Origin of the sequence: Aurantiacibacter xanthus, from assembly GCF_003584015.1 — a bacterium.
Classification (GTDB): Bacteria; Pseudomonadota; Alphaproteobacteria; order Sphingomonadales; family Sphingomonadaceae; genus Alteraurantiacibacter; species Alteraurantiacibacter xanthus.
In genome coordinates this window covers 1-26,431 of record NZ_QXFM01000114.1, presented here as the reverse complement: position 1 = coordinate 26,431, position 26,431 = coordinate 1, and the positions used below count along the sequence as shown (strand labels likewise).

Annotated in this window: 22 protein-coding genes and 1 tRNA gene; 13 read left to right on the top strand and 10 right to left on the bottom strand. The window is 65.1% G+C overall.

The window, feature by feature from the left end; genetic code table 11:
- Nucleotides 1-21: 21 nt before the first annotated feature.
- Entirely contained in the window at nt 22-2,499 is a 2,478-nt protein-coding gene (locus D2V17_RS14070; protein ID WP_191229195.1) for a TonB-dependent receptor, read from the bottom strand.
- A gap of 154 nt (nt 2,500-2,653) precedes the next feature.
- On the opposite strand from D2V17_RS14070, the gene D2V17_RS21005 reads away from it, so the two are divergent.
- On the top strand, nt 2,654-2,959 hold the full coding sequence (locus tag D2V17_RS21005; RefSeq protein ID WP_147367413.1) for a hypothetical protein: 306 nt from the start codon (nt 2,654-2,656) through the stop codon (nt 2,957-2,959).
- Between the two features lie 172 nt (nt 2,960-3,131).
- Here D2V17_RS21005 and D2V17_RS14060 read toward each other — a convergent pair.
- Nucleotides 3,132-3,218: transfer RNA gene (locus D2V17_RS14060), tRNA-Leu, on the bottom strand.
- 76 nt (nt 3,219-3,294) lie between these two features.
- Complete coding sequence (locus tag D2V17_RS14055; RefSeq protein ID WP_119593439.1) at nt 3,295-4,131, bottom strand: MJ0042-type zinc finger domain-containing protein; 837 nt, start codon at nt 4,129-4,131, stop codon at nt 3,295-3,297.
- Between the two features lie 177 nt (nt 4,132-4,308).
- Between D2V17_RS14055 and ftsE the strand changes: the two genes are divergently transcribed.
- From ftsE to D2V17_RS14035, 4 genes are read left to right on the top strand one after another with little or no spacing between them, the layout of a single operon-like run.
- Nucleotides 4,309-5,034, top strand: coding sequence for a cell division ATP-binding protein FtsE (gene ftsE, locus D2V17_RS14050; protein ID WP_119593438.1), 726 nt, complete (start codon nt 4,309-4,311; stop codon nt 5,032-5,034).
- Nucleotides 5,034-5,951, top strand: coding sequence for a cell division protein FtsX (locus D2V17_RS14045; RefSeq protein WP_119593437.1), 918 nt, complete (start codon nt 5,034-5,036; stop codon nt 5,949-5,951). The genes ftsE and D2V17_RS14045 overlap by 1 nt, the downstream gene beginning before the upstream one ends.
- Nucleotides 5,952-5,961: 10 nt before the next feature.
- On the top strand, nt 5,962-6,489 hold the full coding sequence (locus D2V17_RS14040) for a YdcF family protein (RefSeq protein WP_119593436.1): 528 nt from the start codon (nt 5,962-5,964) through the stop codon (nt 6,487-6,489).
- Nucleotides 6,486-7,169: a lysophospholipid acyltransferase family protein gene (locus tag D2V17_RS14035; protein ID WP_119593435.1), complete on the top strand. Its 684-nt coding sequence runs from the start codon at nt 6,486-6,488 to the stop codon at nt 7,167-7,169. Before D2V17_RS14040 ends, D2V17_RS14035 begins: the two co-directional genes overlap by 4 nt.
- On the opposite strand, the gene D2V17_RS14030 is transcribed toward D2V17_RS14035, so the two are convergent.
- Entirely contained in the window at nt 7,166-7,903 is a 738-nt protein-coding gene (locus D2V17_RS14030) for an Nmad3 family putative nucleotide modification protein (protein ID WP_119593434.1), read from the bottom strand. The genes D2V17_RS14035 and D2V17_RS14030 overlap by 4 nt on opposite strands.
- Before the next feature lie 67 nt (nt 7,904-7,970).
- Here D2V17_RS14030 and D2V17_RS14025 point away from each other — a divergent pair, with 67 nt between their 5' ends.
- From D2V17_RS14025 to D2V17_RS14010, 4 genes are read left to right on the top strand one after another with little or no spacing between them, the layout of a single operon-like run.
- Nucleotides 7,971-8,861, top strand: a complete 891-nt coding sequence (locus D2V17_RS14025) for an MBL fold metallo-hydrolase (protein ID WP_119593433.1) — start codon at nt 7,971-7,973, stop codon at nt 8,859-8,861.
- A 56-nt stretch (nt 8,862-8,917) separates the two neighbouring features.
- Nucleotides 8,918-9,472, top strand: coding sequence for a dCTP deaminase (gene dcd / locus D2V17_RS14020; RefSeq protein WP_119593432.1), 555 nt, complete (start codon nt 8,918-8,920; stop codon nt 9,470-9,472).
- 13 nt (nt 9,473-9,485) lie between these two features.
- Nucleotides 9,486-10,091 (top strand): nuclear transport factor 2 family protein, encoded by a 606-nt coding sequence (locus tag D2V17_RS14015; protein ID WP_119593431.1) that lies wholly within the window; start codon nt 9,486-9,488, stop codon nt 10,089-10,091.
- A gap of 60 nt (nt 10,092-10,151) precedes the next feature.
- Nucleotides 10,152-10,442, top strand: a complete 291-nt coding sequence (locus D2V17_RS14010; protein WP_119593430.1) for a hypothetical protein — start codon at nt 10,152-10,154, stop codon at nt 10,440-10,442.
- Nucleotides 10,443-10,533: 91 nt separating this feature from the next.
- Here D2V17_RS14010 and D2V17_RS21935 read toward each other — a convergent pair whose 3' ends face one another.
- The 5 genes from D2V17_RS21935 to rpoB all read right to left on the bottom strand — a co-directional run bounded on the left by D2V17_RS21935 (nt 10,534) and on the right by rpoB (nt 23,324).
- On the bottom strand, nt 10,534-12,714 hold the full coding sequence (locus D2V17_RS21935; RefSeq protein WP_119593429.1) for a TonB-dependent receptor: 2,181 nt from the start codon (nt 12,712-12,714) through the stop codon (nt 10,534-10,536).
- Between the two features lie 92 nt (nt 12,715-12,806).
- Nucleotides 12,807-14,141 (bottom strand): glutamate--tRNA ligase, encoded by a 1,335-nt coding sequence (gene gltX, locus D2V17_RS14000; protein ID WP_119593428.1) that lies wholly within the window; start codon nt 14,139-14,141, stop codon nt 12,807-12,809.
- 41 nt (nt 14,142-14,182) lie between these two features.
- A complete protein-coding gene (locus D2V17_RS13995) occupies nt 14,183-14,617 on the bottom strand; it encodes a DNA-directed RNA polymerase subunit beta' (protein WP_119593427.1) in 435 nt (144 codons plus the stop codon).
- A gap of 171 nt (nt 14,618-14,788) precedes the next feature.
- Nucleotides 14,789-19,081, bottom strand: a complete 4,293-nt coding sequence (gene rpoC, locus D2V17_RS13990) for a DNA-directed RNA polymerase subunit beta' (protein WP_119593426.1) — start codon at nt 19,079-19,081, stop codon at nt 14,789-14,791.
- Between the two features lie 73 nt (nt 19,082-19,154).
- Complete coding sequence (gene rpoB, locus D2V17_RS13985) at nt 19,155-23,324, bottom strand: DNA-directed RNA polymerase subunit beta (RefSeq protein ID WP_119593425.1); 4,170 nt, start codon at nt 23,322-23,324, stop codon at nt 19,155-19,157.
- Nucleotides 23,325-23,664: 340 nt separating this feature from the next.
- Here rpoB and D2V17_RS13980 point away from each other — a divergent pair, with 340 nt between their 5' ends.
- The 3 genes from D2V17_RS13980 (at nt 23,665) to rplL (ending at nt 25,309) form a co-directional block, all read left to right on the top strand.
- The gene (locus tag D2V17_RS13980) at nt 23,665-23,907 is read left to right on the top strand and encodes a putative periplasmic lipoprotein (protein WP_119593424.1); all 243 of its coding nucleotides are present in this window, start codon (nt 23,665-23,667) and stop codon (nt 23,905-23,907) included.
- A 437-nt stretch (nt 23,908-24,344) separates the two neighbouring features.
- Nucleotides 24,345-24,860 carry a 50S ribosomal protein L10 gene (gene rplJ, locus D2V17_RS13975; RefSeq protein WP_119593423.1) on the top strand — a complete coding sequence of 172 codons (516 nt, stop codon included), beginning with the start codon at nt 24,345-24,347 and terminating at the stop codon, nt 24,858-24,860.
- Between the two features lie 74 nt (nt 24,861-24,934).
- Entirely contained in the window at nt 24,935-25,309 is a 375-nt protein-coding gene (rplL, locus tag D2V17_RS13970; protein ID WP_119593422.1) for a 50S ribosomal protein L7/L12, read from the top strand.
- A 138-nt stretch (nt 25,310-25,447) separates the two neighbouring features.
- On the opposite strand, the gene D2V17_RS21000 is transcribed toward rplL, so the two are convergent.
- Complete coding sequence (locus D2V17_RS21000) at nt 25,448-26,026, bottom strand: c-type cytochrome (protein ID WP_147367411.1); 579 nt, start codon at nt 26,024-26,026, stop codon at nt 25,448-25,450.
- Between the two features lie 173 nt (nt 26,027-26,199).
- Here D2V17_RS21000 and D2V17_RS13955 point away from each other — a divergent pair.
- On the top strand, nt 26,200-26,431 hold a 232-nt coding region (locus D2V17_RS13955), incomplete at its 3' end, for an MATE family efflux transporter (protein ID WP_245978728.1).

The following is a 26,431-nucleotide window of genomic DNA, read 5'->3' as shown; positions in this document are numbered from 1 at the left end:
GCGCCCCCGGCAAGTCTGCGATCAGAAGTCGTACTGCAGCGTCAGCCCCACTTCGCGCGGCTTCCCGCGCACCACGAACACCGCCGAGCGTTCGTGCTTGGCATCCGCGGGAAGCGAGGGAATAGGCCCGCCGCGATCCCAGTAGCCGCCGCCGAAACGGGTGCCGTAGGTCGGATAGGTGTTGTCGAAGAGGTTGTTCGCGAACAGGCTGATCGAAACCGGCGCATTGTGCGGCTGGAATCGGATGCGCGCATTGACCAGTTCGATGGCCGGCAGACGATAGGCCGAATCGCCGGTTTCGGTCGGGTGCGTCGGCTGGTCGGCGGTGTAGGCATAGTTCGCGTTAAACGAGAGCCTGCCCGGCCCGATGTCGCCCGCATAGTTCGCGCCGACATTGAAGCTGATCTCCGGCGGCCCCGGATAGAGGTTCGGCCCGCCGTTCGCGTCCTCGTTCTTCAGATCGTAGCCGGTGTAGCCGAACGAGCCGTCAAACCAGAAGTTCTCGGTCAGATAGGCCTGCGCGTCCAGCTCCACACCATAGAGATCGACATCGCCGGTGTTGGACACCTCGATGCGGAAGCCTGGCGGATCGGGACAGTTCGGCTCACCGGCGCATTGCACCTGCCGCGCTGCCTGACGGTTCGACCATTGCATATAGAAGGCGGTCGGGTTGAAGCGCAGGCGCCCGCCGAAGGCCTCGATCCGCATGCCGGTTTCATAGCTCACCACCCGTTCGGGCGCGATTGGCTGGAGGAAATCACCGCTTTGCAGTTCACCCGCCACCTCCGAAGCGATGCCGACGCCGCTGTAGGAGCCCGCCTTATAGGCCTTGGACACGGTGGCGTACCACATCCAGTGATCGGTCAGATGGTAGTCCAGCGAACCGCGCCAGTCGACCTCGTCCCAGCTGTGGTCGCTCCAGACGGTGGTCGAATCGGTGCCCGCGACCGGCGTGAAGTCGGCCGAAGGATACTCGGTTTCCTCGTAGTCCTTGTAGTCATGGGCGTAGCGCAGCCCGCCGGTGAAGTTGAGCCTTTCGGTGATGTGCCAGGTGGCGCTGGCGAACAGGCCAATCGAATCCGACTTCTGCGTGGTCTCGATGTCGTCGCGGTGGAACAGGCCGGCATCGGTATTGCCGTTGGGCTGCCCCACGTTGCGGTTGGGCCCGCCGCGCGGGGTGTCGCTGGTGCCGCGCCGGGTGTTGACCTCGGCGGCACTGAACGATTTCTCATGGAAGTAGCTGCCGCCAAACACGAGGTCGACCGCGCCCGCGAACAGCTCGGCGTTGAGTTGCAGCTCCTGATAGAACACCGACGATTCGAGCGCATTGTCGCGCTGCTCGGTGCCGAGGAACTGCCAGTCGACCCGGCTTTCGTTCTCAAGGTGGGAAATGCCCGTGATGCTGGTGATCGTCAGCTTGTCCGACAGATCATAGGCAATGTTGGCGCTGCCCTGCACGAAGGTGGTGTTGGTGAACTGCTCGCAGGCCTCGTCCCAGTCGGGATCGAAGTCGTCGAGCAGGCAGATGCTCGGCGCGGTAAAATCGCCGCGCACGATGCGCGGGTCGTTGTAGGCCGCCAGCCGCTCCTGACCGGCCGCAATGAGAGCATCGCCGACCCAGTCGGCATAGTTGCCTTCCCAGAAACCTTCGCCGATGCCGGGCCGCATGTCGAAGTCCTCGAACACCTGCGGCGAGCTGGTGGCCTCGGAATCCGAATAGACGAAGCCCAGGTCGATCATCAGATCATGGCTCGGCTCGACCCGCAGGTCGACCCGGCCGATATAGTCCTTGGTGCGCCCGAGATCCTGCGTCCCGCGCTCGACCCAGCCGCCCTGCACCAGCCGCGCGCCCTGAACCCGCAACGCGGCCATGTCGCCGATCGGCAGGTTGAGCGCAGCCACCACCTCGGAGCGATCCATGTTGGCCACGGTCGCGCGGACATAGCCGTTGGTCTCGCCGAATTCGGGCCGCTTGGTGAAATAGCGGATCGCGCCGCCGGTCGAGTTGCGGCCGAACAGCGTGCCCTGCGGACCACGCAGCACCTCCACCCGGTCTATATCGAGCACGCGCAGCACCGAACCGTTGGTGCGCGGGATGTAGATCCCGTCGAGATAGAGCCCGACCCCGCGCTCGCCCGCCGCGCCCCCGCCGCCGGAGATGCCCCGGATCGAGAACTGCGGGCTGGCATTGCCCGAACCGCGCCCGCCGGTGATGTTGAGATTGGGCGTGAAGGTGGCGAGATCCTGCAGGTTCTCGATACCCTTTGCCTCGATCGATTCCTCGGTCACGGCGACGATGGAAAGTGGTGTGTCCTGCAGGTTGGTCGCGCGCCGCTCGGCGGTGACGACGATGGCCGTGCCGAAGGTCGGCTGGCTTGCGGCCCCGTCTGCCGCTGCCCCGCCCGATGCCGTCTGGCCGAGCGCCGGTGCGGACAGGCCTGCAGCTGCACAGGTGGCAAGCAGGCACGCACGGGCCAACGCAGAATTGCGATACGCCATGGATTCTCCCCCAAGTTTTTCCGGCCCTGATTCGATTATTCGTAGTTGCCCCGTCGCTGCCGGGCCTTGGTCAGCGCGACTCGCAGCATACATTTGACAAAATCAAAATAAAGCCTTTTTGACTCCATCAATAAAACGACGGATTTCTGCCGGTTTGGCGGCCAATACCGAGGAGAAGGCAGCGCTCAGGGCGCCGCAGTGGCAGCTATTAGTGGGAGTATTGCCGGCAGGCCGGGTCGGCCGGCGCGCGAGGTCTCGACCGGTGCTGGTGCCCGCGCTCGGCTCAATGCCCAAACTCGCCCGGCTGATCGGCGAGGAGTGGGTACAGCTCTATGATGGCGAACCGTCCGGGAAGAGACTGGCCGATTTCGCCGCCCATCTCCGCAGTTGGCCCGGTGGCGCCCAGCCGAACCCGCTGTTCGACCCCGCCAAGCTGGTCGAGCAGCCTGCATCAGATTGAAAGGAGAGCAGCGCTTGCCGACAAGAATTTCGGATGAGTGAAACGCCCGTAACTTCCGGCAGTCTGCCGACCCCGGCCATCCGCACCGCGTCCTTCCCGGACGCCGCGGAGCGGCCCGGGCGCTTCACCGCTATGGTTCGGCCCGCTTTGAAGCAAGAAGATAGGGACTGTCTGGTGCGGTCGAGAAGACTCGAACTTCCACGGGCTTTCGCCCACAACGACCTCAACGTTGCGCGTCTACCAGTTCCGCCACGACCGCACATCAGGAAGAAAGGGCCGAAGCCCCATCGGGTAGGAGCGCGCCACTAGCAAAGCCCGATATGCGCTGCAAGCACCTATTCGGGCTTCCAGCCGATTTCTGCTACACGCGCCGAACGCGGCACATCGGTCACCGCCTCGTTCACGGTCAGGCTCTCCCCCGGAGCGAGCTGGCGCTTGGGCGGCGGCACTTCCCACGAATAGACGATCCGGTCGCGCGCATCGCGCAGCACGATCAGCAGCGTGGGCACGGCCTGCTCCTGCGTGCCGATGTTGGTGATCGTGCCCGAAGCGCCGAAAAACTCGGTGCCGTTGGGCAGTTCGCGCCGTTCCTGCTGTTCGGGCGGGAAATCGATCTGGAGGTTCGGCGGCGACATCGCGAAGGTCGGCCGGTTGACCGGCACCCACTCGGGCAGGCCATAGAAACTCACCGCCACGATCAGGCCGGCAGCCACCAGCGCGAAGATACCGGCAGCCCAGCTCCACATCCGCAGCGGATTGCGGCGGCGGCGGAACGGCGGTTCGCGGTCGTATTGCGAGCTTTCGCCCGCGCCATAGCCCGCAGGCGCGGCCGGCGGCATGGCAGTGCGCACGGCGGGCTTTTCGACGAAGCCCGGCTCGTCCTCATAGACAGCCGCCACAACGGGCGCCTGCGCCGGCTCGGCCTCGGAGGCAGGCGCGGGAACAGGCGGTGTTTCAGGGTCCGCTGGCGGTTCGACTGCCGCAGGAGCCGGATCTGCCGCCTCCTCAGGAGCGGACGGCGGCGCTGCCGCGGCATCGTCGAGCAGCACTTCCGGCCCGTCCTGGAACCAGCTCTGCCGACATTTCGCGCAGCGCACGGTGCGGCCTTCGATGCCGATGGCATCGTCCGGCACCGCATAGCGCGTGGAGCAGGCAGGACACTGGATAATCATGAAACTGTTTTAACTCGCATGGAATTCTTTTCCATACACCGCATTGGCTTGATGTGGCCAGCGCGCAAGGGCAGGCCGCCCCGTGGCTGCGTTTTTCCACAAGCGCCCGCCGAAAATCTCCCGCCACTCACGCCAATCGCCCTTCCCGTTTGCGCCCTCGTGCCCTAGCTAGCGGGCATGGGCACGGGCGCGGGATCGATCGTCGAATTCGACAACGTCGGGCTACGCTATGGCACCGACCGCGAGGTGCTGTCCGATGTCTCGTTCACGCTCTACCCCGGCAGCTTCTACTTCCTGACCGGGGCCAGCGGCGCGGGGAAAACCTCGATGCTCAAGCTGCTCTATTGCGCACAGCGGCCCTCGCGCGGGGTGGTGCGGATGTTCGGCAACGACATGATCACCCTGCCGCGCCAGCGCCTCCCTGAAGTGCGCCGCCGGATCGGGGTGGTGTTTCAGGACTTCCGCCTCGTCCCCCATCTTAACGCCTTCGACAACATCGCCCTGCCCTTGCGCATCGCCGGGATGAGCGAGCGCGAAATTGCAAAGCCGGTGGCCGACATGCTCGAATGGGTCGGTCTCGACCAGCGCGCCGATGCGCATCCCGCCACGCTTTCGGGCGGAGAGCAGCAGCGCGTCGCCATTGCCCGCGCGGTGATCGCCCGGCCCGAAATGCTGGTGGCCGACGAACCGACCGGCAACGTCGACCCGGAAATGGCGGTGAAGCTGCTGCGCCTGTTCGAGGCGCTGAACCGGCTCGGCACCACGGTGGTGGTGGCCACCCACGATGTCCACCTGCTGCGCAAGGTGCCCGATTCGCTGATCATGCGGCTCGACAAGGGGCGGCTGTCCGATCCGACCGGTGCGCTGCGCTATCCGCCGCGCCGCGAAGGGATGCCCCGCTGATGCTGGGACGGCTGTTCGAGAGCGCTGGGCGGCTGATGCCGGGGGAAGCGGCGCGGCTGCTGCCGCAGGCGCGGATCGGCGGGCCGATGCCCTGGGTGATCGCGATCATGGTCGCGCTGACCGTTATCGCCGCCGCCGCCGCGCTGGCGCTCGACAATGTCGCCGAAAATGCCCGCTCCGAAATCGCCGGGGGGATCACCGTGCAGGTGGTCGAAGGCGCTCCGGCCGAGCGCGCCCGGCAGACGCAGGCCGCGCTCGCCTTCCTCGAAACCGACCCGCGCGTGACCGAAGTCCACCAGGTGCCGCAGGAGGAGCTGTCGCAATTGCTCGAACCGTGGCTCGGCGCAGGCGCGGTCGATGACGATGCCATGGCCACCCCGAGCCTGATCGACGCGCAGCTCGATGGCGAGGTTTCGGCACAGATGCTGAGCTCTCTGCGCGCCGAAATGGCGAAGGTCGCTCCGGCGGCGCAGATCGATGCGCAGGCCAACTGGCTGGGGCCGGTGTTCGACGCGCTGCGCAGCCTCAAGCTGCTGGCGCTGGGTCTGGTAGCGCTGCTGGCGCTGACAGCGGCGGCGGCGGTGTGGCTGGCCGCGCGCACGGCGCTCGGCAGCAACCGTGATACGATTGAAGTGATCCATCACCTCGGCGGCACCGACGGACAGATCGCCGCGATCTTTCAGCGCTCGGTCGGCATCGACGCGGTCATCGGCGGGGTTGCCGGGCTGCTGCTGGGTCTGGCGGCGGTGATGGTGCTGGGCGCACAGTTTGCGGCGCTGGGTTCCGGGTTGGTGGCTGGCGGGGGGCTGTCGCTCGGCGACTGGGGACTGCTGCTGGCGGTGCCGGTGATCGCGCTGGTTCTGGCCATGATCACCGCCCGTGCAACGGTGCTGACAGCCTTGCGGCGCAAGCTATGAGGCAGGCGCGATGATTCGACGTTTGATGGCCTTTGTCCTGCTCGCCTGGCTTGGCGGGTTCGTGTGGTTTGCGGGCGTGTTGCCGCAGCCAAACCTCGCCGCGAAGGGCGATGCGGTGGTGGTGCCGACCGGCAGCGGCGGCCGGATTTCGCGTGGGCTTGATTTGCTGCGCTCGGGCGCGGTCGAACGCATGCTCGTCACCGGGGTCGATGCCTCGGTGAAGGAAAAAGAGTTCGAGGCCGAGTACCGGGTCGAGCCGCAGTTGATGGAGTGCTGCATCACGCTCGGCTACATCGCGGTCGATACGCGCGGCAATGCGCTGGAAACGGCGGACTGGGTGGCGACGCACAAGCATGGCTCGCTGGTGCTGGTGACGGCGGACTGGCACATGCGCCGCGCCGCGCTGGAACTGGCGGCGCAACTGCCACCGGGCATCGTGATCGTGCGCGACGCGGTCCGCTCGCAGGCGAGCCTGTGGACCTTCTTCCTCGAATACAACAAGTTCCTCGTCGCCTACGTGGTAGCGCCGTTCCGATGATCTATCTGCGCAACATCGCCTTCTATGCCGCCTTTTACGGCGGTTCGGCGCTCTTCGTGCTCGCTGCGGTGGCGGTGAGCTATCTCGACCGGCCCAAGCGACTGCGCGCGATCTGCGACAGCTGGGGGCACTGGCACCGGCGCTGCCTGGCGTTGCTCGGCATCCGCGTGGTCGAGACCGGCCAGCGGCCCGAGGGTCTGGCCTTCTATGCGATCAAGCACGAGGCCTTTGCCGAGGCCATCGAGATGCCGGTGATCTTCGACCACCCGGCGGGCCTCGCCAAGGCCGAGCTGTTTGCGATCCCCGGCTGGGGCCATGCGGCGCGGATCTATGGCATTATCGAGGTGCGCCGCGACGCCGGGGCCAGCGCCCTGCGCAGCATGATGAAGGAAACGAAGGCCGCGCTGGCGCAGGGCCGCCCGATCGTGATCTTCCCCGAGGGCACCCGCGTTCCGCACGGCACGCGCGCGCCGCTGCAATCGGGCTTTGCCGCGCTTTACAAGATGCTGAAGCTGCCGGTGGTGCCGGTGGCGGTCAATTCCGGGCCGCTGTACCACCGCACCTGGAAGCGGCCGGGCACGATCACCGTGCATTTCGGCGAGCCGATCGCGCCGGGGCTCGAACGCGCAGAGATCGAAGCGCGGGTGCTCGACGCGATCAACTGCCTCAACAGCGACTAGATCTCCATCTCGGCCACGATGGCCTCCAGCCAGCGGCGGGCATCAGCGCGCTCACCCACATCGGCGACGAACTCCTGCCCCCGCGCGACGCTTTTGAGCCGCCCCGGCTCGGTCCAGCGGGCCGGGTTGTGATGATAGGACAAGCCCACCTTGGCGAGCCATTCGGGCACCCGCCAGTTGGTGGGCGAGGCGCCATGCTCGGTCAGCCGCAGGGCATCGCTGGCATACGACGCCTGCCCGCCGCGCCCACGATAGAGCGTGTCGTTGCCACTGCTGGCGTGCAGTGCCAGCGCGTGGGGGAAGCCCAGGGCGGCAAGCTCGGCTTTGCGGGCCGGGTCCATCGCCGCCAGCGGCAGCACCTCGTCCACCCGCAGGTAGCCGAACAGGCGGTGGTGCGGCTTGCCACCTTCCTCGCGGAACAGGCCGAAGAACAGGAACACATCGCCCGCCCTCACACCGTGGTTGGCAAGGTGCGTCTGCGCCGCGCCGCACTGGCCGAGCAGCACCTTTCCGCCATTGAGGAACATCGGATCGTGGTGGCACAGGCTTCCCGCCCCGAGACGGCCCCGGCTGGCCTTCGCCGCATGGTCGCCCAGCCCCAGCGCGCCATAGGTGGTGCGCGAAAGTCCAGCGCCCGCCGGGATCGGCAGTGTGACCGGCCTGCCCGCCACAATCGGCGACGGCCCGCCGCCCGAAGCGCTGTCGAACCCCTTGCGGCTGAACACGATACGCATGGCAAAGCCCTAGCGCCGCTCGCCCCCACACGATAGCCTCGCGGGCAAAACGGGAGAGAGAGTTGCCATGAAGCCAATCGAGCTTGGCCGGATGCGCGTGCACAAGGTCCACGAGATGGACAGCCCGACGCCCCTGCTGATGAACCTGCCCGGCGTCACCGCCGAGGACATCACCCGGATGCGCCGCTGGTACGATGCGCCGGGCGAAATCCACCCCGATCCTGAACAATGCCTGATGACCTTCGGCGTCCATTCCTGGGTGATCGAGCTCGATGGCAAGCGTATCCTTGTCGACGCCTGCGATGGCAATCACAAGAACCGCTCAATCGAAGCGGTCCACCAGCTCGACACCGACTATCTCGGCAACCTCGCGCGGGCTGGGTTCCAGCCGGAGGACATCGACATGGTCATGTGCACGCACCTGCACTTCGACCACATCGGCTGGAACACCCGGCTCGAAAGTGGCCACTGGGTGCCGACCTTCCGCAACGCGCGCTATGTCTTCGGGCAGAAGGACTACGACTATTTCAAGGCCAATCCCGAAGGCGAGGCGGTCCACTTCGAGGCGTTTCAGGATTCGATCCTGCCGGTAATGGAGGCGGGGCAAGGCGAGCTGGTGGAGGCCGATTTCTGCGCCCACCGCGAGGTCGGCAACGGCGTCTGGCTCGAACCCGCCTTCGGCCATTCTCCGGGCAATGTGATCGTCAACGCGCAGGCCGACGGGGCTCCGGCGATCTTCTGGGGCGACGTGATCCACCATCCGATCCAGATGATCCGCTTCGACCTGCCCTTCGCCTTCGACGCCGACCCCGCCGCCGCCAGCCGCGTGCGACAGGAGGTGATGGCCCGCGCCGCCGACGAGCAGATCATGTGTTTTCCCGCCCACTTCCGCGGCACCAGCGCGGGCCATGTGCAGCGCGATGGCGAGCATTTTCGCTATGATTGGGTGCGCGAATAGGGGGTAAAAATCACGCTGCCCTTGCCTGCCCCGGCACAAACGGGAATCCCTCGCCCATGGCAATTCTTTCGGACAAATGGATTCGCGACAAGGCGCTCAACGAAGGCATGATCGAGCCCTTCGTCGAAGCGCAGCGGCGCGATGGCTGCATCTCCTACGGGCTCAGCTCGTTCGGCTACGACGCGCGGGTGGCGCCCGAGTTCAAGATCTTCACCAACGTCAACTCGGCGGTGGTCGATCCCAAGGACTTCGACGGCGACAGCCTTGTCGACCGCGAGACCGAGGTCTGCATCATTCCGCCCAACTCCTTCGCGCTGGCGCGCACGGTGGAATATTTCCGCATCCCCGAAGACGTGCTGGTGATCTGCCTCGGCAAGAGCACCTATGCCCGCTGCGGCATCATCGTGAACGTCACCCCGCTCGAACCGGGCTGGGAAGGTCACGTCACGCTCGAATTCTCGAACACCACCCCGCTGCCGGCGAAGATCTACGCCAACGAGGGCGCCTGCCAGTTCCTGTTCCTGCAGGGCAACGAGCGCCCGGAAGTGACCTATGCCGACCGGGCGGGCAAATATATGGGCCAGCGCGGCGTCACCCTGCCCCGGCTCTGACGGGAGAAGACCAATGGCCAGCCAACCCACCCTCGGCGACCTGCTCAGCCGGATCGAGGCGCTCGAAGCGCGCGTGCAGGAGGGCGACGACTATCGCGCGCTGATCAACCTGCAATGCGCCTATGGCTACTATGTCGACAAGGGGCTGTGGGACAAGGCGGCCGACCTCTTCGCCAAGGATGGCACGCTGGAGATCGCCGGACGCGGGGTCTATGTCGGGCAGGACCGGGTGCGGGCCTATCTCCATCAGCTCCCCGCCTACGAAGACGGCGCAGTGTTCAACCACATGCAGTTGCAGCCGGTGCTCCATATCGACAGCGCTGCGGGCACGGCCAAGGCGCGCTGGCGCACCTTCATCATGATCGGCTGGATCGGGCGCGAGGGCCGCTGGGGCGAAGCCACCTACGAGAACGAATATGTTCGCGAGGGCGGCAAGTGGCGGATCGCCAGGCTGCACGGCGTGATCAACTTCTATGCCGAGTACGAGAAGGGCTGGCACAAGGGCGGCGTGCCGCTGCTGCGCTCGATCGACGGGCTGGAGCCGGACCTGCCGCCAAGCTTCGACTATGAGGCGCACCCCAGGGCCGTGATCGCGCCGTTCCACTACGACGAGGTGTAAGGCCCTCGGGAAACCGAAGCCTGCGTCCAGCGTTCATCCCTCCAATCAAGGAGTTGTATGATGAGCGAAGAACGCACCACGATCACCACCGACGAGGCCGGCAACACCCATAGCCACACGACCACCTACGTGCGCGACGATGCGCCGCGTCGGTCGGGCGGCGGCACCTGGGCGATTGCGCTGATGCTGCTGGTTGCGCTGCTGATCGGCGGCTACTTCGTCACCCAGATGAGCGGTGCCGAAGTCGCCAAGGACAATGCCGTGGCCGATGCCGCCAACTCTGTCAGCGGTGCCGCCGATCAGGTCGGCGACACCGTGAAGCAGGTGGGCGATTCCGTCACCCAGAAGTAAGCCTTTTGAGCTTGATGACATAGCATCGACCCTCGAAGCCCTTCCCCTTGGGGAAGGGGAGCAAGGTAGATCAGGCTAGTGTCATCGAACTTCAGAAGCTCACCCGGGCGCTCAGTTTGAAGTTGCGCCCGGAGAGCGGAGTATATTCCTTCGTGAAGCTGGTGTGGCGACGGCCTTCGACATCGAAGATGTTGTCGACCTGCGCGAGCAAGGTGAAGTTCTGCTGCCCCTCGATCGGGTGCCAGGCTACCGAGGCATTGACGAAGGTGAAGCCGTCGGTCGGGCTCTCGTGCTCTGACACGCGGTCCTGCTTGGCAAAGGTTTCCACCTCGCCGCGGATGTCGAAGTGGCCGACCTGTGCCTCCAGTGCGGCCAGCGCGCTGAGCGGCGGGATGCGCGGAACCGGGCTGCCGTCGTCCAGCGTGGCGCGAACATAGTCGCCGCGCAGGTCGGCGTTCAGGCGGAAGCCGTTGGCGTCGATCAGCGGGAACGTAACCTGCCCTTCGACGCCAAATTGCCTGGCATCCTGCTGCAGGAACTCGAACACTTCGAGCCCGCCAATCGGGGCGCGGTCGGCTTCGTCGAGATAGATGAAGCCGTCGAACCAGGTGTGATAGACCGAGGCGCTGACCAGCGCCCGCCCGATCGAACCGCGGACATAGCCCTCCAGCCCCCAGGCGACTTCGGTGTCGAGCGTCGGATCGCCGATTTCATAGGCTTGCGTGGCGACGTGCGGGCCATCGGCGACCAGCTCCTGCGCCACCGGTGCGCGCTCGGCGCGCGAACCGTTGATGCCGATCCGCAGGTCGTCCTCGTAGCCCTCGATCAACGCGTAGGAGACACCGGCCGAAGCCGAGAAGGCATCGAAATCGCGCGACAGGCTGGAGCCATCGGTGAAGTCGACATCGACCGCCGAGTGCTCGTAGCGAGCGCCTGCCTGCAGGCCGAGCTTGCCGATATCGAACTGCTGGACCGCGAACAGCGCCCAGTTCTCGGTGGTGTTGGGCGCAACGAAGGCCTCGTCGCCATCGGCACGGAAATCGACGTGCGAATACTGCATGCCGAGCGAACCGCCCCAGCCGTTGCGGTTGTTCTGCACCAGCTCAAGCCGGCCTTCCACGCCCTCGACATCGAACCTGGTGCCGGTTTCGCGGCCTTCGAACTCGGTGTGGGTATAGTCGGAATAGCCGAACTTGGCCTGGACCAGATCGAAGAAGCCCTCGCCCAGATCGAGCGCGCCGCGCGCATCGACGCGGTAGCGCTGCATGCCGATGGTGACGGGGCCTTCCTCCTCGTGATCGTGATCGTGATCGTCCTCGTCGCCGTGGTCTTCATCGCCGTGCTCGTGCACGTGGCCCACGCCGGGAAGACCGGGGATGCCGTAGTTGGTGTCGTAATAGTCGGCCGAAATGCCGAACATGTTCTGGCCCGAATGCCAGGCAAGGCCCACGCCCACGGTCGAGGTCCGGGTGGCGCTGTTGGGCAGCTTGCCCGAGGCATTGGCACCATCGCGGAACTCCGCCGCTTCATCGAGGTGGCCTTCTTCCTCTTCCTCGGCGGCCTGTGCCAGCAGCTTCGCACGCAAGGCGGGCGTGGCGACAAAGCCGGGAATTTCGAGATCGCCGGTCTCGCGGTACGAGCCGTCGATGTGGAAGGCGACTTCCTTGCCCAGCGCGAAGTCGATCGAGGCACCGCCTTCAACCCGGTCGCTGGCGCTGTCGACGCCGACGATGCCGTCGACATGGACCGGCTCGTCGGGCACCGAGGGCGGGATGCGCTTGGTGATCACGTTCACCGCGCCGCCGATTGCCTGGCTGCCGTAAAGCAGCGCTGCCGGGCCGCGCAGCACCTCGATAGAGCTGGCGATCAGCGGATCGACCGTGCCCGAGTGGTCGTCAGACACCGCCGAAGCGTCAATCGAGCCGACGCCATCGGTCAGCACCCGGATGCGCTCGCCCGAAAGGCCGCGCAGGATCGGGCGCGAGGCACCGGGGGCGAAACCCGAGGTCGAAACACCCGGCAGCTTGGCAATGGTGTCGCCGATCTGGCTTTCGAGATCGCGCTGCAGCGCATTGCCCTCCAGCACCGAGGTGCCCGCCAGCACGTCGAGCCGCTCCAGCCCGGCGGCGCTGACCACGATGGTGTCACGGCTGATGTCGCGATTATGGAAGTCGTCGCCGGCAGTTTTTTCGGCGGGCTTGGCATCCTGGGCAAGCGCAGGGGCGGCAAGGCTGGCGGCGGAAAGGAAAAGGGCTAGCCGGATAGACTTCATGGGATCTCACTTGGACAGATGTAATGCTATAACATCGCTCCACATAACCCAAGCTCAGCGCGTTGCAAGCCCCTTTGCGCTGCGTCTGCGAACTAGCCTTGTGATTTTGCTGCGAGTGCGAGGCGCGTGCGGGCCGCCTCTTCGCCGATCAGCGGCAGCAGCGCGGCCATCTCGGGGCCATGCGCGCGGCCCGTAAGCGCCTGACGCAAGGGGAGAAACAGCGCCTTGCCCTTGCGACCGGTCTCGGCCTTGAGCGCGCCGGTCAGATCGGCCCAGGGGGTTTCGCTCCAGACCAGCAGTTCGGCGGCGCGGGCAAGGAAGCTGCGGTCCTCCTCGCTCAGGTCACCGGGTTCGACCGGGCCGGTCACGACGCTCCACCAGTCGGCAGCCTCGGCCACGGTGGCAACGTTGGGGCGAATCGCCAGCCAGCCAGCCTCGCCCATCCCCTCGGGCAGGCGCTCTTCAACCTCGGCATAGGTGAGCTGGTGGACGATGCCGTGGTTGATCCGCGCCAGCTCCGCCTCCTCGAACCGCGCAGGCGCACGCCCGAAGGTGGCGAGATCGAAGCTGGCGAGCAGCTCGGCCCGATCCGCCAGCGGTTCGACCGGCAGGCTGGTGCCCAGCCGTGCCAGCAGCGCCACCAGCGCACCGGGCTCGATCCCCTGCTCGCGGAAGGCATCGCAGCCGAGCGAACCGAGCCGCTTCGACAACTTGCCCTCGCTGCCCACCAACAGGGCCTCGTGCGCGAAGGCGGGCGGTGTGGCGCCGAGCGCGGTGAACATCTGGATCTGGGTGGCAGTGTTCGAGACATGGTCCTCGCCTCGCAGCACCTGCGTCACGCCCATCTCGATATCGTCGATGCAGCTCGGCAGCATATAGAGCCACGAGCCATCGGCACGACGGATCACCGGATCGGACAACAGCGCCGGATCGAATTTCTGCGCCCCGCGCACGCCATCGTCCCAGGCGATCGGCTCGGCATGGTCGAGCCTGAAGCGCCAGTGCGGGGCTATGCCCTCGGCTTCCTTCGCCGCGCACTCTTCGTCGCTCAGCGCGAGGGCGGCGCGGTCGTAGATCGGCGGCAGGCCGCGGCCGAGCTGGATCTTGCGGCGGACTTCGAGTTCCTGCGCGGTCTCATAACACGGATAGACCCGGCCCGCCGCGCGCAGGCGCTCGAACGCCTCCTCGTAGATCGCCAGCCGTTCGCTCTGGCGTTCCTCGCCATCGGGGACCAAACCGAGCCAGGCGAGATCGGCGTGGATGCCATCGACATAGGCCTCCTTCGAGCGCGCCTGATCGGTATCGTCGATCCGCAGCAGGAACCTGCCGCCGTCGCGCTTGGCCAGCATCCAGTTGTGGAGCGCGGTGCGGATATTGCCGACGTGAAGGTTGCCGGTGGGCGAAGGAGCGAAGCGGGTGGTGGTCATCGCCCTGCGCTATAGCGTCTCGTGCGGGCGAGGCCACGGCCTCATTGCAGATGCGCGATCATCACCGTGGTGCGGTCGTACAGCTCTTCGTGCCGGTCGGACCGCACGAAGCCATCGAGCACGGCGCTGAACTCTTCGCGGCGCCCCGTCGCGGCGCAGTCGGCCATCAGGGCCAGCGTCATCTCGTCGGGGCTGAGGATGCAGCAGCAGGGCCGCATCACCTGCACGTCCTCGGGCCAGTAGGCACCGACGAGGTTGGCGAAGTAGAGGAACACCCGCGCGGTGGTGACATCGCCCAGCCGCTGGGTCAGCTCGACCAGCGGATCGCGCCCTCCGCGCGCGCAGACCGCGATCAGGCGCGTGGCCGAAACGGTGCGCAGCGCGATCCACGACAGGTTGGCAAGCGGAACCGGCTGAGCCAGCCGGGCGACCCGCTCAAGCGTGGCGGCACTGGCGGAGGATGGGGTTTTCGGCATGCTCGTCTCCTGCGAATGATTCGCAGCAATACTACCCAGCCAGACTCGCGATGCAATGCGAATGATTTGCATTAGTCGTTGATAGCGCACTGGCCATCCCGCCCGCCAACGAAAAGGCCCCGCCGGATCGCTCCGGCGGGGCCTTCCAAAGTCTTGAGGTTCGCGGGCGGCTTATTCGCCGTCAGCGGCCTCCGGGTTCAGGTAATCGCCCGCGTCGGCGTCGGTGCCGTGGCTCTCGCCCTCGACCGATGCCAGCACGCTATCGCCCAGATCGTCGGCCGGATCGCGCGCCAGTTCCGCAGCATGCTCCTCGGCTGCCGTATCGGCAGCGACCAGCGCTTCCTGCATCTTCTTGTACTGCGCGCGGATCGCCGCGTCGCGACCCGAGGCTGCCACGCGGATGCGGTTCATGCCCGCACCGGTGCCCGCCGGGATCAGACGGCCCACGATCACGTTCTCCTTCAGGCCGATCAGCGAGTCCTTCTTACCCTCGACCGAAGCCTGGGTGAGCACGCGCGTGGTCTCCTGGAACGAGGCCGCCGAGATGAACGAACGGGTCTGCAGCGAGGCCTTGGTGATGCCGAGCAGGATCGGAACACCCTGTGCCGGTTCCTTGCCCTTGGCGAGCTTGGCGTTCGCCTCCAGCATTTCCTCGTAGTCGACCTGCTCCGCCGGCAGCAGCGTGGTGTCGCCGCCGTTGGTGATCTCGACCTTTTGCAGCATCTGGCGAACGATCACCTCGATGTGCTTGTCGTTGATCTTCACGCCCTGCAACCGGTAGACTTCCTGAATCTCGTTCACGAGATACTCGGCCAGCGCTTCCACGCCCATCACGTCGAGAATGTCGTGCGGGTTGGGCGAGCCCGAGATCAGGGTGTCGCCCTTCTTCACGAAGTCGCCTTCCTGAACGTCGATCACCTTGGTCTTCGGCACCAGGTACTCGACCGGATCGCCCTCTTCCGGAACGATCGCGATCTTGCGCTTGGCCTTGTAGTCGCGGATGAATTCCATCCGGCCCGAGATCTTGGCGATCACCGCCGCGTCCTTCGGGATGCGGGCTTCGAACAGCTCGGCAACACGCGGCAGACCGCCGGTGATGTCGCGCGTCTTCGAAGCTTCGCGCGAAGCACGTGCCAGAATGTCACCGGCGACCACTTCCTGACCGTCTTCGACCGAGAGCGTCGTGCCCGGAGCCAGCATGTAGCGTGCTGCCTCGGACTCATCGCCCGCCTCGTTGAACAGGGTCAGACGCGGACGCAGGTCTTCCTTCTTGGAGCGACCGGCGGCGCGATACTCGATGACCACGCGCTGGGCGATGCCGGTGGCGTCGTCCATGCGCTCTTCGAGCGTCTTGCCTTCGAGCAGGTCCTGATAGCGAACCACACCCGCCGTTTCGGTGATGATCGGCAGTGAGAACGGATCCCACTCGGCCAGACGATCGCCTTCCTTGACCTCGGCCCCGTCCTCGAACTTGAGTTCGGTACCGTAAGGCACGCGGTGGATGGCGCGCTCGCGACCCTCGGGATCGACCACGACCATCTCGCCGTTGCGGGCGAGCGACAGACGGCGACCGCGCTTGTCGGTGATGGTCGGCATGTCGCGATAGACGACCTTACCGTCCGAGATCGATTCGAGGTGCGAAGTCTCGTTGACCTGCGCCGCGCCACCGATGTGGAACGTACGCATGGTCAGCTGGGTGCCCGGCTCACCGATCGACTGCGCCGCGATCACGCCAACGGCCTCACCGATGTTCACCGGCGTACCGCGGGCAAGGTCACGTCCGTAGCAGGTCGCGCAAACGCCCTGTTCGGCCTCGCAGATCAGCGGGCTGCGGATCTTCGCAACCTGCGTCTCGGCGGCCTCGATCGCAGCCACCATCGGCTCGTCGAGCAGGGTGCCGGCCTTGACGATCAGCTCGCCGGTGGCGGCGTTCACGATGTCCTCGGCCAGAGTACGGCCAAGGATACGCTCGCCGAGCGAGGCGATCACCGAGCCGCCCTGAACGATCGCACGCATGTCGAGCGCGTTCTGCGTCTTACAGTCGTCAACGACGATCGTGCAGTCCTGCGACACGTCGACCAGACGGCGGGTCAGGTAACCCGAGTTCGCCGTCTTCAGTGCGGTGTCGGCCAGACCCTTACGGGCGCCGTGGGTCGAGTTGAAGTATTCAAGAACGGTCAGACCTTCCTTGAAGTTCGAGATGATCGGCGTTTCGATGATCTCGCCCGACGGCTTGGCCATGAGGCCGCGCATACCGGCCAGCTGCTTCATCTGGGCCGGGCTACCACGCGCACCGGAGTGGCTCATCATGTAGATCGAGTTGATCTGCGCCTCGCGACCGTTGTCGTCCTTCGGCGTCGCACGAATTTCGTCCATCATGGCCGCCGCGACCTGGTCGCCGCAACGGCTCCAGGCGTCGATCACCTTGTTGTACTTTTCCTGCTGGGTGATGAAACCGTCCTGATACTGCTGCTCGTAGTCGGCCACCAGCGCCTTGGTTTCCTCGATCATCCCTTCCTTGCTGTCGGGGATGATCATGTCGTCCTTGCCGAACGAGATGCCGGCCTTGAACGCGTGGCGGAAGCCCAGCGTCATGATGGCGTCGGCGAACAGCACCGTGTCCTTCTGGCCGGTGTGGCGATAGACCTGATCGATCACATCGCCGATGTCCTTCTTGGTCAGCAGCTTGTTGACCACCTCGAAGGGCACCTTGTGGCTCTTGGGCAGGCACTCGGCGATCAGCATGCGGCCCGGCGTGGTGTCGACGCGGCGCATGTACTGCTTGCCGTTCTCATCGGTCTGCGGAACGCGGGTGGTGATCTTCGAGTGATAGGTCACCGCACCCACGTGAAGCGCCTGGTGCACCTCGTCGATATCGGCCAGCACCTTGCCCTCGCCCGGCTCGCCTTCGCGGTCCATCGAGAGATAGTACAGACCCAGCACCATGTCCTGCGAGGGCACGATGATCGGCTTGCCGTTGGCGGGCGAGAGGATGTTGTTGGTCGACATCATCAGCACGCGCGCTTCGAGCTGGGCTTCCAGCGAAAGCGGCACGTGGACGGCCATCTGGTCACCGTCGAAGTCGGCGTTGAAGGCCGAGCAGACGAGCGGGTGCAGCTGGATCGCCTTGCCCTCGATCAGCACGGGCTCGAACGCCTGAATGCCGAGACGGTGCAGCGTCGGCGCGCGGTTGAGCATCACCGGGTGCTCGCGGATCACCTCGTCAAGGATGTCCCAGACTTCCTTGCGCTCCTTCTCGACCCACTTCTTGGCCTGCTTCAGGGTCATCGACAGACCCTTGGCATCGAGGCGGGCGTAGATGAACGGCTTGAACAGCTCGAGCGCCATCTTCTTGGGCAGGCCGCACTGGTGCAGCTTGAGTTCCGGGCCGGTCACGATGACCGAACGGCCCGAATAGTCGACGCGCTTGCCGAGCAGGTTCTGACGGAAGCGGCCCTGCTTGCCCTTGAGCATGTCGCTGAGCGACTTGAGCGGACGCTTGTTGGCACCCGTGATCACGCGGCCACGGCGGCCGTTGTCGAACAGGGCGTCAACGGCTTCCTGCAGCATGCGCTTTTCGTTGCGCACGATGATGTCGGGCGCGCGCAGCTCCATCAGGCGCTTCAGGCGGTTGTTACGGTTGATGACGCGGCGATAGAGGTCGTTGAGATCCGAGGTCGCGAAGCGGCCACCGTCGAGCGGCACCAGCGGGCGCAGTTCCGGCGGAATGACCGGCACGACTTCGAGGATCATCCACTCGGGGCGATTGCCCGAATCGATGAAGCTTTCGACGACCTTCAGACGCTTGATGATCTTGGCGGGCTTGAGCTTCGACTTGGTGGTCTCCAGCTCGTCGAGCAGCGCCTGACGCTCGGACTCGAGGTCGAGGTCCATCAGCATCACGCGCACGGCTTCGGCGCCGATGCCGGCCGAGAAGGCGTCTTCGCCATACTCGTCCTGCGCGTCGAGCAGTTCGTCTTCGGTCAGGAGCTGGAACTTTTCGAGCGGGGTCAGGCCCGGCTCGATCACGATGTAGCTCTCGAAGTAGAGGACGCGCTCAAGCTGCTTGAGCTGCATGTCGAGCAGCAGGCCGATGCGCGAAGGCAGCGACTTGAGGAACCAGATGTGCGCGACCGGCGCGGCCAGTTCGATGTGGCCCATCCGCTCGCGGCGGACCTTGGTCACGGTCACTTCGACGCCGCACTTTTCGCAGACGACGCCCTTGTACTTCATGCGCTTGTACTTGCCGCACAGGCACTCGTAGTCCTTCACCGGGCCGAAGATGCGCGCGCAGAACAGGCCGTCACGTTCGGGCTTGAACGTGCGGTAGTTGATCGTCTCGGGCTTCTTGATCTCGCCGAACGACCACGAGCGAATGCGCTCGGGGCTCGCGATGCCGATCTGGATCTGGTCGAAGGTTTCGGGCTTCGCCATCTGGTTGGTGAATTTGGTCAGTTCGTTCATTTCTCAGTTCCCTTGAGAGGGGAAAAACAGGGGGCGATGGGGGTGGGCGGCAACCGGTGCCGCCCGCTCCCTGTTATTCAGCCGCGATCGCCGTCGTACCGTCTTCGTCTTCCTCGCCGTCGTTCAGCGAGGAGAGTTCGATGTTCAGGCCCAGCGAGCGCATTTCCTTGACGAGCACATTGAAGCTCTCAGGGATGCCGGCCTCGAAGGTGTCGTCGCCCTTGACGATTGCCTCGTAGACCTTGGTGCGGCCGACCACGTCGTCGGACTTCACCGTCAGCATTTCCTGCAAGGTATAGGCAGCGCCATATGCCTGCAGCGCCCAGACCTCCATTTCGCCGAAGCGCTGGCCGCCGAACTGCGCCTTGCCGCCCAGCGGCTGCTGGGTGACGAGCGAGTAGGGACCGATCGAGCGGGCGTGGATCTTGTCGTCCACAAGGTGGTGCAGCTTGAGCATATAGATGATGCCCACGGTCACCTTGCGGTCGAACGCCTCGCCGGTGCGGCCGTCGTACAGCGTCGACTGGCCCGAACGGTCGTAGCCTGCCTTCAGCAGCGTGTCGGTCACGTCCTGCTCGCGCGCGCCGTCGAACACCGGGGTGCCCATCGGAACGCCGCGACGCACGTTCTCGGCGAGTTCATAGATCTCGTCCGAAGTCCGGCTCTCGATGTCTTCGACGTAGTTGTCGCCGTAGACGTCCTTCAGCTTGTCGACCAGCACGGCGGGCGGCGGCCCGGCCTTGGGATCGGGGTTGTTGAGGCGCCAGTCATCCAGCATCTCGCCGATCTGCATGCCGAGCCCGCGCGCGGCAAAGCCGAGGTGGGTCTCGAAGATCTGCCCGACGTTCATGCGCGAAGGCACGCCCAGCGGGTTGAGCACGAGATCGACCGGAGTGCCGTCCTCAAGGAAGGGCATGTCCTCGGCGGGCAGGATGCGCGAGATCACACCCTTGTTGCCGTGACGGCCGGCCATCTTGTCGCCCGGCTGCAGCTTGCGCTTCACCGCCACGAACACCTTGACCATCTTGAGCACGCCCGGCGCCAGTTCGTCACCGCGTTCGAGCTTCTCCTTACGGTCCTCGAACTTGTCCTTGATGGCCTTGATCGCCTCGTCATACTGGCTCTTCACCGCTTCGAGCTGAGCCTGCATGTTGTCGTCGGAGACGGCGAACTTGAACCACTCGATCCGGTCCAGTTCTTCGAGCGTGGCCTCGTCGATCACCGCGCCCTTCTTCGCACCCTTCGGAGCCGCCGATGCGGTCTGGCCGATCAGCATGTCCTTGAGGCGGTTGTAGGTCGCACGGTTGAGGATGTTGCGCTCGTCCTCGCTGTCCTTCTTGAGGCGTTCGATTTCCTCGTGCTGGATCGCCCGGGTACGGTCGTCGATCTCGATGCCGTGACGGTTGAACACACGCACTTCGACCACGGTGCCGCTGGTGCCCGGCGGCAGGCGCAGCGAGGTGTCACGCACGTCCGAAGCCTTCTCGCCGAAGATGGCGCGCAGGAGCTTTTCTTCCGGCGTCATCGGGCTTTCGCCCTTCGGCGTGATCTTGCCGCACAGGATATCGCCCGGATGCACTTCGGCACCGATGTAGACGATGCCCGCCTCGTCGAGGTTGCGCAGCGCTTCCTCGCCGACGTTCGGGATGTCGCGGGTGATGTCTTCCGGCCCGAGCTTGGTGTCGCGCGCCATGACTTCGAATTCCTCGATGTGGATCGAGGTGAAGACGTCGTCCTTCACGATACGCTCGGAGATGAGGATCGAGTCCTCGTAGTTGTAGCCGTTCCACGGCATGAACGCGACGAGGCTGTTCTTGCCCAGCGCCAGTTCGCCCAGATCGGTCGAGGGGCCGTCGGCGATGATATCGCCGGCTTCGACCACTTCACCCACATTCACCAGCGGACGCTGGTTGATGCAGGTCGACTGGTTCGAGCGCTGGAACTTCTGCAGCGTGTAGATGTCCACGCCGGGGTTGCCGGCATCGACTTCGCCCGAAGCACGGATCACGATACGGGTGGCGTCGACCTGGTCGATCACGCCGCCGCGCACGGCAGCGATCGCCGCGCCCGAATCGCGCGCCACGGTCTCTTCCATGCCGGTGCCGACCCAGGGCGCTTCCGCCTTCACGAGCGGCACGGCCTGACGCTGCATGTTCGAGCCCATCAGCGCGCGGTTCGCGTCATCGTTTTCCAGGAACGGAATGAGCGATGCGGCAACCGACACGAGCTGCTTGGGCGACACGTCCATCAGCGTGACCTGCTCGGACGGGCTCATCACGAACTCGCCGTTCTGGCGAGCCGAGATCAGATCCTCGACGAACTTGCCGCCACCATCGGTTTCGGCCGAAGCCTGCGCGACGGTGTGCTTCTGCTCTTCCATCGCCGAGAGGTAGTTGACCTCGCTGGTCACCTTGCCCTCGATCACCTTGCGGTAAGGCGTCTCGATGAAGCCGTACTTGTTGACGCGGGCGAAGGTCGAGAGCGAGTTGATCAGACCGATGTTCGGGCCTTCCGGCGTCTCAATCGGGCAGATGCGGCCATAGTGCGTCGGGTGCACGTCGCGGACTTCGAAACCTGCCCGCTCGCGGGTCAGACCACCCGGTCCGAGCGCCGAAACGCGGCGCTTGTGGGTGACTTCCGACAGCGGGTTGGTCTGGTCCATGAACTGCGAGAGCTGCGAGGAACCGAAGAACTCGCGCACCGCCGCCACGGCAGGCTTGGCGTTGATGAGGTCGTTCGGCATCACGGTCGAGACATCGACCGAGCTCATGCGCTCCTTAACGGCACGCTCCATGCGCAGCAGACCGACGCGGTACTGGTTTTCGAGCAGCTCGCCGACCGAACGCACACGGCGGTTGCCGAGGTTGTCGATGTCGTCGACTTCGCCCTTGCCGTCCTTGAGGTCGACCAGTTCCTTGACCACGGCGAGGATATCTTCCTTGCGCAGCGTGGTCACGGTGTCCTCGGCATCGAGGCCAAGGCGCATGTTCAGCTTCACGCGGCCCACGGCGGAAAGGTCGTAGCGGTCGGCATCGAAGAACAGGCCTTCGAACAGCGCTTCGGCGGTTTCCTTGGTCGGCGGCTCGCCGGGGCGCATCACCTTGTAGATAGCCTCAAGACCCTCTTCGCGGTTCTCGGCCTTGTCGGCGTCGAGCGTGTTGCGGATCCACGGGCCCGTGGTGACGTGGTCGATGTCGAGCAGGACGAGCTGGTCGATCCCGGCGGCGTCGATCTTCTCGAGGTTGTCGGGCGACACTTCCTCGCCCGCTTCGATGTAGATGCGGCCGGTGCTGTCCTCGACGAGGTCCTGGCTGGCATAGCGGCCGAAGATTTCCTCGGTCGGGATCAGCAGGGTTTCGAGGCCATCCTTGGCCGCCTTGTTGGCAGCGCGCGGGCTGACCTTCTGGCCGGCGGGGAACACTTCCTCACCGGTCTTCGCGTCAACCAGAGCAAAGCCCGGCTTCTGGCCGCGCCACTGCTCGGGCACGAAGGGGATTTCCCAGCCGTTCGCGCCGCGCTTCCAGGTCACGGTGTTGTAGAAGTGCGCGAGGATTTCCTCGTGGTTGAGGCCCAGCGCATAGAGCAGCGCGGTGACCGGCAGCTTGCGCTTGCGGTCGATGCGGACGTTCACGATGTCCTTGGCGTCGAACTCGAAGTCGAGCCATGAGCCGCGATACGGGATCACCCGCGCGGCGAACAGGAACTTGCCCGAGGAGTGCGTCTTGCCGCGGTCATGATCGAACAGCACACCCGGCGAACGGTGCATCTGCGACACGATCACGCGCTCGGTGCCGTTGACGATGAAGGTGCCGTTGTTCGTCATCAAGGGCATGTCGCCCATGTAGACGTCCTGCTCCTTGATATCGAGGACCGAGCGGGTCTCGGTTTCCTGATCCACTTCGAACACGATCAGGCGCAGCGTGACCTTCATCGGCGCGGCATAGGTGATGCCGCGCTGACGGCACTCGACGATGTCGTACTTCGGGTCTTCCAGCTCGTAGTGGACGAAGTCCAGCTCGGCGGTGCCGGCGAAGTCGCGAATCGGGAACACCGAGCGCAGGGTCTTCTCAAGGCCGGAAACGTAACCGATCGAAGGGTCGGAGCGCAGGAACTGCTCGTAGCTTTCGCGCTGGACCTCGATCAGGTTCGGCATCTGCACCACTTCGTGGATGTCGCCGAAAATCTTGCGGATGCGCTTTGCCTTGCTGCCAGCCTTCGCCGGTGCGTTCGCCTTGGTCGCCATAAGGGAGGTGTGCCTCTTGCCTTGAAATTTCGAATCGGGCGGGAGGGCCATGAGACGACGAAAAGCCACAAGGCCAGCCACCGCTATCGGCGCCTGCATTGCAGCGTTCCCTCAGGTCTCACGGATTGCCGAAGCTTCCTTCCGATGCGCACCCCCGCGTAAGGCGCGCCTTGCTCGAAGCTTTCGGTGTGGCCGCGATATAGGGCGCAGGCCCCGCGCCGTCAAGGAGAGCAGGACCTTCGTGAGGGACGCGCAGGAGCCGTTCGCCAGTTTCGCTATAACCTGGAACGATTGGCGCAATCGATAGTTACACCGCAATCCAACCATCAGGGGAATTGCCATGAAGAAGATCTTGCTTGCCTCGCCCGCCGTCCTGCTTGTCGCCGCCTGTGGCGGTTCGCCCGCCGAAGAGGCTCAGGACGTGCAGGAAGAGGCCGTGGAAGCGCAGGGCGAAGTGATCGACGAGCAGGCCGAAGCGCTCGAAGCACAGGCCGACGCGCTCGACGATGCCGGGATGGAAGCCCAGGCCGACGCCGTCGACAGCAAGGCCGAACAGCTGGAAGACCAGGCTGACACCATGTGATCCGGTTTTTGCCAGCCGCGCTCACAAGGCTGCGGCTGGCCGAATTGCAGGAGAGGAAGGCCCGTCCACGAAGGCGGGCCTTTTTCTTTGGCGTGCACTTTACGGTGCAGGCGCGCCCGAGCCGAATCGCTTGACCTTTTGCGCCATCTCTCTATGAGCCCGCCCCGACCACCTCGCGTGGTCATCCGTCCGAGACAGTTGGTGACCGGGATCTGCCGGTCTTAATTTCCAGCCTAGACGGGGACAGAGATTTTCGGGCCAGCCCATGCGGCTGCTCCGTTCGCGCCATTCGCGCTCCTCCTTCCCCATCACGGACTCGCCTGATCGCGCTAAGCGTATCGGGCAAACGTAAGACCATGCCGCACCAGCGGTGTGGAAGTATGAGCCGGTCACGGCTTCGCTTCGGCGGGATCGTGGCCATAGTGAAGGAGTAAGGCATGGATCGTTCGCAGAAAGCCGACGCGGTCGCCCAGCTCAACACGGTCTTCAACGAGGTCGGCGTGGTGGTTGTCACCCGCAACCTCGGCTTGTCGGTGGAACAGACCACCGACCTGCGCAACAAGATGCGTGATGCTGGTGCGTCCTACAAGGTTGCGAAGAACCGCCTCGCCAAGCTCGCCCTGAAGGACACCGACTACGAAGGCATTGGTGAGTATCTCACCGGCCCGACGGGTCTGGCCTGGTCGACCGACCCGGTTGCAGCTGCCAAGGCTGCGGTGGAATTCGCCAAGACCAACGACAAGCTTGAAATTGTCGGCGGGTCTCTGGGCGCAGTGAAGCTCGATGAAGCAGGGGTCAGGGCGCTCGCCGCAATGCCCAGCCTCGACGAGCTGCGGGGCAAGATCGTCGGTCTCGTCAATGCGCCTGCGACCAAGGTTGTGCGCGTCATCAACGAACCGGCATCGCTGCTTGCCCGCGTCACCGGCGCTTACGCCGCCAAGGACGCCGCATAAGCGGTTCTCGCATTTCGAAACGAAACATCTTGGGGCGTACCTTTTTCGCCCCGCCCAATTTGGAGTGAAGCACAATGGCCGATATTGCCAAGCTTGTTGAAGACCTGTCCGCGCTGACCGTCATGGAAGCCGCTGAACTTGCCAAGGCCCTGGAAGAAGCATGGGGCGTCAGCGCCGCTGCTGCTGTGGCTGTGGCTGGCCCGGCTGCCGGTGGCGATGCCCCGGCTGCTGAAGAGAAGGACGAGTTCGACGTCATCCTCACCGGCGACGGCGGCAAGAAGATCCAGGTGATCAAGGAAGTCCGCGCCCTGACCGGCCTCGGCCTGACCGAAGCCAAGGCGCTCGTCGAAGGCGCGCCGAAGCCGATCAAGGAAGGCGTGAACAAGGCGGAAGCCGAAGACATCAAGGCGAAGATCGAAGCTGCCGGCGGCACCGTCGAGCTGAAGTAATTTCGGCTCGCTGAAGTAATCGCCCCGCGATTACGCTTCGATCCAACCGGATCAAACAGAAAGGGCGGCACCCGATGGTGCCGCCCTTTTTGTATGCCAGCAAGGCCGGGCGGCGACCCAGGGCCGCCGCGCCTGCCCTTACAGAGATTTCAGATAGGTCACAATCTCGCCGGCCTGCTGGGCATTCACGCCCGGCGCCGGCATCGAGCCACCCGGCACCACCGCGTGCGGATCGACGAGATAGCGACGCAGGTTCGCCTCGTTCCAGGTCAGGTTGCTGCTCTTCATGCCCGCGCTGTAGGCGAAGCCCGAAACGCTGCCCGCCTTGCGCCCGACCACACCGGCGAGCGAGGGGCCGACCATGTTCTGGCCCGGCGAGACCGAGTGGCACACGGTGCAGATCGTGAAGCTGTCGGGCGGACCGGCAGCGGCGGCAGCCTGCGTCGGAGCAGCCGCAGGGCGCGCGCTGGCCGAAGCGCTCGGGGTCGGCGAAGGCGTTGCGCTCGCGGCGGGTTCTTCGGCAGCGGCTTCGGTCGCCTCGGCATTGGCCGCCTCGGCGGCGCCCTCAGCCTGGGTCAGTTCGACCTCGTCGACCGCACCGTTATCGGCCGCGACCTCTTCAACGGCAGCCTCATCCGCGCTCTCGGGCGGGCCACCACAGGCAGCAAGAGCGAGAGCAGCAAGCGAAACCGTGGCAAGCGAAATCGAAATACGCATGAAAAGGAATCCTTCGTCTGTTTGGCGCACTTAGAAGGCAACGGGTGCCTTGGGCAAGAGGCCGTGCGTTGACTGTGTCCGGCAAACCTCTGCTGGCGACAAAACTCACCCGCTGGCGTGCTTTTGTGATTTCTCTTGCAACAATCCTGGCCTATCCGGGCCGGCTGTTTGCCATGAGACCTACTGCCCTCCCCCCTACGCCCGGCTGGAAAGCCGAAAGCGCCGCAACGGCCCGCCTCGCGGTGCCGCTCGTGCTGGCCAATCTGTTGCAGATGCTGACCTACGCGGTCGACGTGATCTTCATCGCCCGGCTGGGCCCTGAGGAACTGGCGGCATCGTCGCTGACGGTGGCGATCATCGGCTTCCTGCTGTGGAGCCTTTCCGGCCTGACCGGGGCGGTCGCGC